The 11,312-nt window shown below is 69.6% G+C and carries 7 protein-coding genes; 3 read left to right on the top strand and 4 right to left on the bottom strand.

All coding sequences use genetic code 11. The features are described 5' to 3' along the window. Window positions 1-3: 3 nt before the first annotated feature. From C1707_RS16125 to C1707_RS16110, 4 genes are all read right to left on the bottom strand, one after another. Window positions 4-1,407 (bottom strand): amidohydrolase, encoded by a 1,404-nt coding sequence (locus C1707_RS16125; RefSeq protein WP_205686774.1) that lies wholly within the window; start codon window positions 1,405-1,407, stop codon window positions 4-6. A gap of 9 nt (window positions 1,408-1,416) precedes the next feature. Next, window positions 1,417-4,710 carry a TonB-dependent receptor gene (locus C1707_RS16120; RefSeq protein ID WP_205686773.1) on the bottom strand — a complete coding sequence of 1,098 codons (3,294 nt, stop codon included), beginning with the start codon at window positions 4,708-4,710 and terminating at the stop codon, window positions 1,417-1,419. A 300-nt stretch (window positions 4,711-5,010) separates the two neighbouring features. Beyond that, window positions 5,011-5,643: a flavin reductase family protein gene (locus C1707_RS16115; protein WP_101715973.1), complete on the bottom strand. Its 633-nt coding sequence runs from the start codon at window positions 5,641-5,643 to the stop codon at window positions 5,011-5,013. Between the two features lie 8 nt (window positions 5,644-5,651). Continuing rightward, window positions 5,652-6,440, bottom strand: a complete 789-nt coding sequence (locus tag C1707_RS16110; protein ID WP_101715974.1) for a GntR family transcriptional regulator — start codon at window positions 6,438-6,440, stop codon at window positions 5,652-5,654. A 272-nt stretch (window positions 6,441-6,712) separates the two neighbouring features. On the opposite strand from C1707_RS16110, the gene C1707_RS16105 reads away from it, so the two are divergent. From C1707_RS16105 to C1707_RS16095, 3 genes are read left to right on the top strand one after another with little or no spacing between them, the layout of a single operon-like run. Beyond that, window positions 6,713-7,891 carry an ABC transporter substrate-binding protein gene (locus C1707_RS16105; protein WP_205686772.1) on the top strand — a complete coding sequence of 393 codons (1,179 nt, stop codon included), beginning with the start codon at window positions 6,713-6,715 and terminating at the stop codon, window positions 7,889-7,891. A 3-nt stretch (window positions 7,892-7,894) separates the two neighbouring features. Further along, entirely contained in the window at window positions 7,895-8,773 is an 879-nt protein-coding gene (locus C1707_RS16100; RefSeq protein ID WP_101715976.1) for a branched-chain amino acid ABC transporter permease, read from the top strand. A 2-nt stretch (window positions 8,774-8,775) separates the two neighbouring features. Next, window positions 8,776-11,241, top strand: coding sequence for an ATP-binding cassette domain-containing protein (locus C1707_RS16095; protein ID WP_101715977.1), 2,466 nt, complete (start codon window positions 8,776-8,778; stop codon window positions 11,239-11,241). Window positions 11,242-11,312: the final 71 nt, after the last annotated feature.

The raw sequence follows: 11,312 nt of genomic DNA, 5'->3' as shown, positions 1-11,312 counted from the left end.
ACCTCAGGCGCGGGCAGCCTTGAAGCCGCCAGCGGCGACCACGCCCCGGTGCAGGACGACCTGGCGCGGCGTAAGCCGGGCCACCGCCTCGGCCGAGCTGGCGGCGTCGACGAACACGCAGTCGGCCGCGTCGCCAGCCTTGGGCCACTGCTGCTCTCCGGTGGGCGACAGCGGGGTGATCCCGCCGGTGGGGATCTTCAGCGACTGGCCGATGGCCTGCTCGTCCGACCAGCCGTAGAGCTGGCAGGCCAGCTTGGCCTTCTCCAGCACGTCGCCGCTGCCGAACACCGACCAGTGGTCGATGACGCTGTCGGTGCCGGTGAACACCTTGACCCCCGCCGCCTGCAGGGCCGGGATCGGCATCACCCGGCCGCCGAACGGCACGGTGGAAGCCACCGACACGCCGGCGCCGGCCATGCGCGCGGCCAGGTCAACCAGGGCAGGCTTTTCCAGTGACATCAGCGAGAAGCCGTGGCTGATCGTCACCTTGTCCTTCAGCGCCGGGTTGCGGGCGGTGATGTCGGTGATCCGGGAGATGGCCGCTACGCCGCTTTCGCCCGGCTCGTGGATGTGGATGTCGACGCCCGCCTTCTCGTCCAGCGCCACCTGCATCATCAGGTCGACCGACCGCTCCATGCCGCCGTCGACGGTGGTGGGATCGATGCCGCCGACATAGGCCGCGCCCGCCCGCACCGCCTGGCGCATCTGCTGCTCCAGGCCGATGCTGGCGAAGCCGTGCTGCGGGAAGGCGACGATCTCGTAGCCGAAGTCGGCCCCGTGACGGTCGAGCGCGGCCTTCAGCTTCTCGACGTGCTTGGTCCCGATCACCGGGTCGACGTTGCACTGGCTGCGGGCGAAGGTCGTGCCGTAGCCCTGCAGCAGCGCCACCAGGGCCTCGGCGCGAGGCTCCAGCGTCGGCAGCAGCTCGGGCAGCAGCGTCTGCTCCAGCTTGATCTGGCCGGCGATGCCGCCCTTGCGCTTGCGCGGCGCCTGCCAGGGGCCGCCGTAGAAGGTCTTGTCGAGGTGGATGTGCATGTCGCGGAACGACGGCAGCATCAGAAGACCGCCGGCGTCGTGGACCACCGCGCCGGGCGGGATCGCCGCGCCGGCCGGCAGGATGGCGGCGATGGCGCCCTTCTCGATCTTGATCGTCTTGAGCTCGGTGCGGGTGGCCGCGACCTCGTCGCCCTCGCGCTCGTAGCCGGTCTCCAGGCGCACGTTGCGCAGGAAGTACGTCGCGCCCGCGGCCGGCGCCTTGGCCGGGGCGGCGACGGCAGCCGACGGGGCCGAGGCAGCGAGGCCTAGAGCCCCCGCCGCCAGGCCGCCGGCGCCCAGCAGGGCGCGGCGCGAGAGATCGGCCGCCGGGGCGGCGGAAACGGAAGGAGTGTTGAACATGCGATCGCTCATGGTCGGCCTCTAGAACTTGTAGCGGACGCCAAGCTTCACCTGCCAGACGGACTGGGTGTTGAAGCTGGTGGCGGCCTTGGATGTGAACTTGTCGAACTGGTAGAAATTCCCCTGCCCCGCGGCGCAGCCGATGCCGGCGAACTGGCAGTTGCGGGCCACGATGTTCGACGAGACGTAGGGGTTGGGCACCTGCTGGATCACGCCCCACTTGTTGTTGAGCATGTTCCCCAGGTTCTCGATGTCGACATAGATCTCGGCCTTGGCCGCGTGCGGGAAGAAGGCCGGGGCCTCCTGGCTGATCCGCACGTCGACCGTGGTGACCTCGGGCGACTTGAAGGCGTTGCGCGGCGTGATCTTGCCGGCGTAGTCGATCAGGCCGGTCTTCTGCAGGAAGGCGTTGAAGGCGGCGAAGTCGAAGCCCGGCGCATAGGAGATGATCGGGTCGCTGGTCGCCGTGACCAGGCCGTTCTGGGTCTTGGGCACGTAGAGCAGCTGGCGATTGCGCGAGGCGTTCGAGCCGTTCTCGCCGACCAGCACGTCGCCGGCCTGGGCGGCGTTGGCGCCGACGTCGAAGGTGTAGCTGAACGGCAGGCCCGAGCGGCGCTGGGCGAACAGGCTGACGCCCGTGCGATAGCCGGAGAAGAACTCGCGGCGATAGCTCAGCGACAGCTTGGAGAGGTTGCGGAACTCGTAGTTCGAGGTCGCCAGGCCCGGATCGTTGGGATCGTCGGTCGCCACGCCGTTGTAGTTGGCCGCCGCCACCGTGCTGATGCCGGGATTGACGTCCTTGGAGTTGATGTAGGTGTGCGAGACCTGGGCGTCCAAGCCGTCCAGCCAGCCGTCGGACCACCGCTTGCCCAGCGCCACGCCCAGCTGGTCGGTATGGCCCTGGCTCGTGTTGGTGACGAAGATGTCGTAGCGGTTGTCGCGCCCACGCAGGAAGGTCGGGCGGCCGTCGGGCGCGGCGGGACCGGGATTGGTCTCGCTGTAGAGGTCGCGCCAGGTCACCGCGTCCTTGACCTCGGTGCGGATGTACTCGGCGCTGACCCGCCAGTCGTCGCCGCCGAAACGGCCCAAGTCGAAGTACTTCTGAACGCCGATCGAAGCCTTCCAAGACGACTGCGGCTTGAAGTCCGGGTCGAGGATGTTGGTCAGGCCCTGCCCCGTCGCGGCGCTGGCGGTGTTCAGCTGCTGGACCGCCGGATTGACGGTCTTGGCGTCGACGTTGTTGAGGCCCGCCAGGCAGGCGGCGCTGGTCGTGGCGGTGCGGGCGCAGTTCACGTTACCGAGCACGATGCCGGTGTTGTAGAAGGTGTTGGCCGTCCACACCGTGGGCGAGCCGCCGCCGAACAGGCCCACGCCGCCATAGATCGTCAGGGTCGGATCAGGCTGCCAGTTGAAGCCGAAGCGCGGTTGCAGCAGGTGCTTGCCGTCGAGGTTGGCGCTGTTGTCGAGGCCGTAGCGGGCCATGACCACCGGATTGGCCTGCGGGCTGTCGCTCTGCTCGAACCAGTCGTAGCGCAGGCCCGCCTTGACGGTCAGGTTGGGCAGGATCGCCCACTCGTCCTGCAGGTAGACGGTGTTCATCGCCGAGCGGATGGTGGCCCCGCCGTGCGCCTTGATGTTGTCGCCGGCGTTGGCGTAGGCCAGCGACGAGGCCCGCCGCGCCTCGAGGTCGGCGATGGAGTCGAAGACGTAGGCGCCGTTGGCGTTCTGGACGAACACGTCCCAGATCTTCAGCGCCTCGCGCTCGTAGCCGCCGGTGATCTTGTGGGCGCCCCACGTGTAGACGCCCTTGGCCCGGTACTGCTGCAGATAGGTGGTCAGCTCGTTGGCCTGGTAGGAGGCGTCGGTGCCGGCATAGATGCTGGGGCCCACGCCCGCGCCGTTCACGAACACCCGGAACTGGGCGTAGTCGGTACCCGCCAGCGGCGTCGAGGGGTTGTCCATCTTCTTGTAGGAGGCCGACAGCTCGGTGGTGAAGTCGTCGGTCCAGTTCGAGAACAGCTGGGCCTTGTAGACGTCGAGATTGTTCTCGCGCTCGATCCACTTCGACAGCAGGCCCAGCGAGGTCGAGGCGCCGGTCAGGGTGTTGCCCGAGGCGTTGAGGTTCGAGCCGTAGGTGCGCTGGTACGACACCGTGGCGCGATGACGGTCGCTGATATTCCAGTCCAGCTTGAGGAAGTACTTCTCGTCGAGATTGCGGAACTGCGAGGCGGTGAAGCCTAGCGGGTCGTAGCCGTAGACGCGCTTGATGATCTCGCGCACCTGCTCGGCCTGGGCGACGGTGATCCCGGGCACCTCGTTGGGCATGCCCGAGCCGACCGGGCCGGTCAGCGACGGCTCGACGCGCTCGAACTTCTCGTAGTTGAAGGTGAAGAACAGTCGGTCCCTGATGATCGGACCGGTCAGGGTCGCGCCCCAGGTCTTCTCCGAGAACTTGCCGCCCAGGGTGCGCTTCTGGCGCGTGCCGTCCTGGAAGTCGTCGTACTCGAACTTCTTGCCCTGCAGGTTCTGGTTGGTGTTCTCGAAGAACACCATGCCGTGGAAGGCGTTGCCGCCCGACTTGGTGGTGGCGTTCATCGTGCAGCCGCCGAACGAGCCGTAGTTGACGTCGTAGGGCGCCAGCTCGACGCCCAGGGTCTCGACCACGTCCATCGACACCGGCGAGCGCTGGGTCGGATAGCCGTTGGCCTGCAGGCCGAAGTCGTCGTTCTGGCGCACGCCGTCGATGGTCAGCGAGTTGGAGCGGTTGTTGGCCCCGCCGCAGATCAGCGCCTTGCTGTTGGTGGAGTCGATGGCCACGAACGGATTCATCCGCGCCAGGTCCTTGAGGTCGCGGCTGATCGACGGCGCCAGCTGGATCTGGGCGGCGCTGAAGTTGGAGCTGGGGCCGGTCTTGAGGTCCTTGGCGCCGACCGAGGCGGCGGTGACCACCACCGCGTCGACCGCCCCGCCGTCGAGGGCGAAGTTCAGCTGGAAGGCGTCGCCGGTGTTGATCGCCGGCACCTCGACCGTCTTGGCGCCGTAGGTCTGGGAGTTGGCCGTCACCCGATAGGGACCGCCGGGACGCAGGTTGCGGGCCGAGAAGGCGCCGTCGGCGCTGGTGGTCGCCGTCGTGGTCGTGCCCGAGGGCGCGTGGACGATCGTCACCTGGGCGCCGGCGACGGGCGCGCCGGCCTCGTCGGTCAGCCGGCCCTGGATCGCGCCGGTGATCACCTGCGCCTGGACCACCGCGGGCGCGGCGGCCATCGCGATCACCCCGATCGCGGCGCCGGCCGAAAGCCTTCTCATGAACGTCATCGCCATATCCCCTGTTGCGAGTGCGGCGCGCGTATCCCCACGCGGCCGTGTCCTCGGCGGCGGGATCGGCACGGTCGCCGGGCCGCCGGGGACGACTTCAGGGAAACTGGAATTTCGTCGATGATCTAAAACTAAATCGTCGACGATTTGATAAATCAGTGTCGACGTTATGTCTGCCGATTTTTCGGCCGTCGGCCGCGGAAAGGCGCCCGGCGTTGCGGCGCCGTCGGTCGTCGAATGGAGTTCCGAAGGAAATGGCCACGGGCCGGATCGTCGACGATCCTCCCGGTCCGGACGGATCTAGATCCGGTCGATCTCGGTCTCGCGCACCTTGCCAGCCTCGTCCTCGAGCGAGAAGCGGTCGCGGGTGGTGACGTAGAAGCTGGCCCCGAAGCGGCCGACCGGGAAATAGTCCTGCAGGCTGACGCGCCAGGCCTGGGTGTCGATCAGCCCCTCGCGGGCGTGCAGGTGCAGCACCTTGCCGAAGAAGATCAGCCGGCTGTCGGTGCGGATCGTCTCCCACAGCGCGCATTCGAAGGCCACCGGGGCCTCGGCGATGCGCGGCGGGACGATCTCGACCGACGGGGCGGTTGTCAGCCCCACCTTGTCGAGTTCGCTCTGATCGGCCGGCAGCGCCTCGCCGCAGGCGTGCATCTTGGCGGCGATGGCCTCGTCGGCAAGGTGCACCACGAACTGGCCGGACTCGACGATGTTGGCGGCCGTGTCCTTCAGCCCGCCGGAGGCCAGCAGGTTGACGCTGATCATCACCAGCGGCGGCTCCTCGCCCAGCATGTTGAACATGCTGAAGGGGGCGGCGTTGACCACGCCGTCGGCGTTGATCGTGGTCACCAGGGCTATGGGCCGCGGCACGATCAGGCTCGCCATCAGCTTGTAGCGCTGGTAGGCGGTGATGCTGGCGAAATCGACGTGCATGACGGTGCTCAGGCCAGGTTGAGCATCTGGGCCAGGGTCTTCACCGAGGACGGCCGCTCCAGGCAGATCCGCTCCTCCAGCCCGACCAGGTGGGCGTTCATCGCCGCCACGGCGCGCTTGGCGTCGCCCTTGGAGATGGCGTCGACGATGTCGCAATGCTCCTCGTGCTCGCAGGCGGCGTTGCCGGCCGGCTCGTAGAGGGCCACGATCAGCGAGCAGCGCGAGATCAGCTCGGTCAGGTAGGCCAGCAGGATCGGATTGCCGCCCAGGGCGGCCACCTGCAGGTGGAAGTTGCGGGCCGTCTGGGCCCAGGCCGGCTGGTAGGCGTTGGCCATCGCCTCCTCTTCCTGGTGCAGCAGGGCGTGCAGTTCCTCGATGTCCTTGCCGCTGTGGCGCTGGACGGCCAGCTCGACCAGGGCGGCTTCCAGCGCGCGGCGGGCCTCGAAGATCTTGCGGGTCTCCTCGGGGGTCGGCGCGGCGACCACCGCGCCGCGATTGGGGCGCAGTTCGACGATGTGGTCGTGCTCCAGCCGCTGAAGCACCTTGCGCACCACCGCCCGGCTGACGCCGAACAGCGCGCACAGGGCCGGCTCGGGCAGCTTGGTGCCCGGCGGCAGGCGCTGGTTCAGCACGCCGTCGAACACCGACTGGTAGATCCGCTGCTCGACGTCGGCCGCGCCGTCGACGGCGGCGATGCCGGCCATGTCGGTCCTGGCCGGACCACGGCCGGCCTTGCGCGCGCCGGCGGCGGTCTTCGGAGCGGTCTGGCGTGGCTTGGCCGGAGGCGTCTGGGTCATGAAATCCGCCGAAACTGGTGATCGCGGTTGTAGGCGCCCGCATCGGGTCCGATGCAACCGGGGATCAGCGCCGATCGACCGTCCTGACGCCACGATGCCGCGATCGCGGGCAGATTTGCAATGAGGAATGTCGACTTTCTGCACAGTCAGAATGCCGACGCATATTTCTTCAAATCGTCGACGATTTCATGAGCTCGTGAGCGAGCGACGCGATTAACTCGCCTCGAACAGGGCCCGCCGCCGAGCGGCCGCGCCAGTGCAAGAGGTGTCTCGTGTCGAATCCGTCCCGCCGCATGTTCGCCGTCGGAAGCCTTGCCGTCCTTCTGGCCGCCTGCAAGGGTCAGGGCGGCGCGGGACCGGTGAAGATCGGCCTGGTCACCGCCCTTTCCGGCCAGTCGGCGCGCTCGGGCGAGGCGATCACGCGCGGTCTCTCGGTGGCCATCGACGAGATCAACGCCGCCGGCGGCGTGCTGGGCGGGCGCAAGCTGGAGCTGGTGCGCCGCGACGACGAGAGCAATCCGGCCCGGGGCGTCACCGCCGCCCGCGAGCTGATCCACCGCGAGAAGGTCGCCGTGCTGTTCGGCGGGCTCGACACGCCGGTAGCCCGCGCCATCGTGCCGATCGCCAGCCAGGCCAAGGTTCCGTTCATGGTGCCGTGGGCGGCGGGCACGGCCATCACCCAGAATGGGACCAGCCCCAACTTCGTGTTCCGCGTCTCGGCCGTCGACGAAGAGGTCGACAAGGCCATGGTCGCCTATGCCCGCGAGACCTTCGGGGCCAGGCGCCCGGGCCTGATCCTGCTCAACAATCCGTGGGGCGAGTCCAACGAGAAGGGCCTGAAGGCGGCGCTGGCGGCCGTCGGCTCTCCCCTCGCCGGCGCCGAACGCTTCGAGCCTTCCGACGTCGACGTCACCCCGCAGCTTGGACGCCTGCGCGCGGCGGGCGCCGACGCCCTGCTGCTGGTCGGCACGGTCGGCCCCTCGGCCCAGGTGGTGCGCTCGCTCGACCGCATGGGCTGGAGCGTGCCGGTGGTCTCGCACTGGGGTCCGGCCGGCGGACGCTTCGGCGAACTGGCCGGTCCCAACGCCGGCCGCGTGACCTTCGTCCAGACCTACAGCTTCGCCGGACCGATCACCCCGACCCGCGACAAGGTGCTGGCCGCCCTGATGGCCAAGTACCCCGACATCAAGTCGCCGGCCGACATCTCGCCGGCCGTGGGCGTGGCCAACGCCTATGACGCCCTGCATCTTTCGGCGCTGGCGCTGGACAAGGCCGGCTCGACCGACGGCGAGGCCGTGCGCAAGGGCTTTGCCGCCATCGACCGTTACGAGGGCCTCATCAAGACCTACGAGCGCCCGTTCGCCGACGGCCGCCACGACGCCCTTACGGAGAAGGACTACGTCTGGGCCCGCTTCGAAGGCGACGCCATCGTGCCAGTCCGGCGCGGCTAGGCCATGGACCTTCTCGCTCCCCTTCTCAGCGGCCTGGCGCTTGGCAGCATGTACGGGCTGATCGCGCTTGGCTTTCACATCACCTTCTCGGTCTGCGGGGCGCTGAACTTCGCCCAAGGGACCAGCGCCATGCTGGGCGCGGTGCTGCTGTTCACGCTGGAACGCACCCTAGGCTGGCCGGTCCTGCTGGCCGCGCCCGCGACCATCGCGCTGTGCGGGCTCTACGGCCTGCTGGTCGAGGGCTTGGCCGTGCGGCCGTTCCTCAAGCGCAGGTCCGATGCCTGGCTGATGGCCACGGTCGCGCTGGGGCTGGTCACTGACAACGCCACGCTCTTCCTGTTCGGCACAGAGCCGCGCAGCCTGAGCTCGATCCTCACCGCTTCCTCGGTCAGCGTCGGCGGCGCCTCGCTGGGCGTCTATCCGCTGCACCTGCTGATCCCCGTCGTGGGCCTGGCCATCGCCGCCGCGCTACACTGGATCAGCCGCAAGACCCTGCTGGGCACGGCGGTCCTGGCCGTGGCCCAGAACCGCGACGCCGCCAGCCTGATGGGCATTCCCGTGAGCGCGATGATCGCCGCGGCCTTCGCCGTGTCGTCGGCCCTGGCCGGCATGGCCGGCGCCCTGGTCGCTCCTTTGTTCACCATCCAGCCCGACATGGGCGTGGTGCTGGGCCTCAAGGCCTTCGCCGTCGCCATCCTCGGCGGTCTCAGGAACCCGTGGGGCATCATGACCGCCGGCGTGCTGTTCGGCGTGGTCGAGGCCGCGTCGGCCAGCGTGCTGGGCTCGGGCTACACCCAGATGCTGACCTTCGGCCTGGTGATCCTGGCCCTGGCCCTGCGCCCCGACGGCCTGCTGGGCCGCGCCGAGGTGCGAAAGGTATGAGCATGCGTTCCCTCGCCTCCACGCTCGCCGTCCTCGGCGCGATCGCCGCCGCCCTCGCCATGGCCGCCACGCTCGACAGCTACTACGCCTTCGTACTGGGCCAGATCGCCCTGCTGACCATCGTCGGGGTGGGCCTCAACATCCTGGTCGGCCTGGGCGGACAGATGTCGTTCGGCCATGCCGGGGTCTACGCCATCGGCGCCTATGCCGTGGCCGTGCTGACCACGCGGCTTGGCGTCAGCTTCTGGATCGCCTGGCCGCTGGGCGCGCTGCTGGCCGGCGGCGTCGGCGCGCTGATGGCGATCCCGGCCCTGCGGCTGAAGGGTCCGTATCTGGCCATGGTGACCATCGCCTTCGGCCTGATCGTCGAGCACGGCCTCGTCGAACTGCGCGACGTCACCGGCGGACAGAACGGCATCCTCGACATTCCTCCCCCCAGCCTCTTCGGCGCAACGCTGGACGCCAACGGCATGGCCGTGCTGGCCGTGGCGGTCGCGGGCATGGCGATGCTGGCCTTCGCGCGGCTGTCGGCCGGCGGCTGGGGCGCGGCCATGCGGGCAGTTCGGGACGCCGACGTCGCCGCCGCCTCGGTGGGCCTGAACCCGACCGTCATCCGCACCCTGGCCTTCTCCCTGTCGGCCCTGTTCGCCGGCGCGGCCGGCGGCCTGTTCGCGCCGATGGCCGGGTTCGTCACGCCCCAGACCTTCAACCTGACCCAGTCGATCCTGTTCGTGCTGGTCGTCGTGCTCGGAGGTTCCGGCACGCGCCTCGGGCCGTTGCTGGGCGCCCTGGTCGTGGGCCTGCTGCCTGAGCTGCTATCGGGGTTCGAGGCCTATCGCATCCTGGTGTTCGGAGCCCTGCTGATGGTGGTGCTGTGGTTGGCGCCGCGCGGCCTGGCGGGCCTGTGGAACGCCCTGCCCTTCAAGCGCAAGACCACCGCCCCGCCGATCGCGGACGCCGCGCCGCCGCTCGCCGAACTGCTGTCCGATCGCCCCCGCGCCGCGCTGCGGGCGCAGGACCTGGGCATGCGCTTCGGCGGCCTGCGCGCCCTGGACGGCGCCCGCTTCTCGCTTCCGCCCGGCCAGGTCACCGCCCTGATCGGCCCCAACGGCGCGGGCAAGTCGACGGTGATGAACCTGCTCAGCGGCTTCTATCGTCCCACCGACGGCCTCTGCCTGCTGGGCGAGGCGCCTCTGCCCCGGCAGGCCTTCGCCGCCGCGCGGGCCGGCGTGGCGCGCTCGTACCAGACCTCGCAGGTGTTCCAGAGCCTCAGCGTCGAGGACAACGTGCTGCTAGCCGCCCGCCGGGGACGCCTGGGCGCGCCGCTGGCCCGTTTCGCCGGTCAGGAGCAGCGCCGCAAGGCCCGCGCCCTGCTGCGCGCCTGCGGCTACGGCGGCGATCCGACGATCCCGGCCGGAGACCTGGCCCATGTCGACCGCCGCCTGGTCGAGATCGCCCGCGCCCTGGCGCTGGACCCCGACGTGCTGCTGCTGGACGAACCAGCCGCCGGCCTGTCGCAGGAGGACAAGCGTCGCCTGGCCGTCCTGCTGAAGGAGATTGCCGCGGCAGACGTCGCCGTCGGCCTGATCGAGCACGACATGGGCCTGGTGATGGGCGTCTCCGACACCGTCGTGGTGCTGAACGCCGGGATGCAGATCGCGCAGGGAACGCCGAGCGAGATCCAGGCCGATCCGGCCGTGCGCGCGGCCTATCTGGGCGCGGCCCCGGCCTCCGCCCCGATCGATCGCGGTCCGGTCAGCCGGCTGGACGCCCTGCGGGTGGTCAACCTGACCGCCGGCTATGGCGCCGCGCCGGTGCTGTCGGGCGTCGAGATCGAGGTCCGCCAGGGCGAGGCCGTGGCCCTGCTGGGCGCCAACGGCGCTGGCAAGTCGACCCTGATGCGGGTGATCGCCGGCCTGCATCCCGCCGCCGACGGCCAGGTGGCGTTCGAAGGCGGGCTGCTGAACAGCCTCTCGGCCAACGAGCGCGTGCGCAAGGGCGTGGTGCTGTCGCCCGAGGGCCGGCAGGTGTTTCCCGAGCTGACCGTGCGCGACAACATCCGGCTGGGGGCCTTCCTCGATCGCCGCGACATCGAGGCCCGCACCCAGGCGATGCTGGCCCGCTTCCCGCGCCTGGCCGAGCGCCTGCACCAGCGGGCGGGCCTGTTGTCGGGCGGCGAGCAGCAGATGCTGGCCCTGGCCCGCGCGCTGATGAGCAAGCCCAAGGTGCTGCTGCTGGACGAGCCGTCGCTGGGCCTGGCCCCGCGCGTCATCGACGAGATCTTCGGCGCCTTCCGCGACCTGCGCGACCAGGACCTGACCCTGCTGATCGTCGACCAGATGGCCGGCCTGGCGCTGTCGATCTCCGACCGCGCCTACGTGCTCAGCGGCGGCCAGGTCGTGGCGCAAGGGAGGTCGGCCCAGATCGCCGCCGATCCGGCGGTGAACGCGGCCTATCTCGGCGGATGAAGGGCGGTCACGGTCGCGCCATCGCGCAAGATTAGTTCTATCGACACCGAACGAATCCGCGCGAAACCGCC

Origin of the sequence: Caulobacter flavus, assembly GCF_003722335.1 — a bacterium.
Lineage (GTDB): Bacteria > Pseudomonadota > Alphaproteobacteria > Caulobacterales > Caulobacteraceae > Caulobacter > Caulobacter flavus.
This window is presented reverse-complemented; position numbering and strand designations above follow the sequence as displayed.

Coding starts and splice junctions, on each gene's coding strand:
- C1707_RS16110 (WP_101715974.1), bottom strand. CDS start 6,440: ATGACCCAGACGCCTCCGGCCAAGCCACGCCAGACCGCTCCGAAGACC.
- C1707_RS16120 (WP_205686773.1), bottom strand. CDS start 4,710: ATGACGTTCATGAGAAGGCTTTCGGCCGGCGCCGCGATCGGGGTGATC.
- C1707_RS16125 (WP_205686774.1), bottom strand. CDS start 1,407: ATGAGCGATCGCATGTTCAACACTCCTTCCGTTTCCGCCGCCCCGGCG.
- C1707_RS16095 (WP_101715977.1), top strand. CDS start 8,776: ATGCGTTCCCTCGCCTCCACGCTCGCCGTCCTCGGCGCGATCGCCGCC.
- C1707_RS16100 (WP_101715976.1), top strand. CDS start 7,895: ATGGACCTTCTCGCTCCCCTTCTCAGCGGCCTGGCGCTTGGCAGCATG.
- C1707_RS16115 (WP_101715973.1), bottom strand. CDS start 5,643: ATGCACGTCGATTTCGCCAGCATCACCGCCTACCAGCGCTACAAGCTG.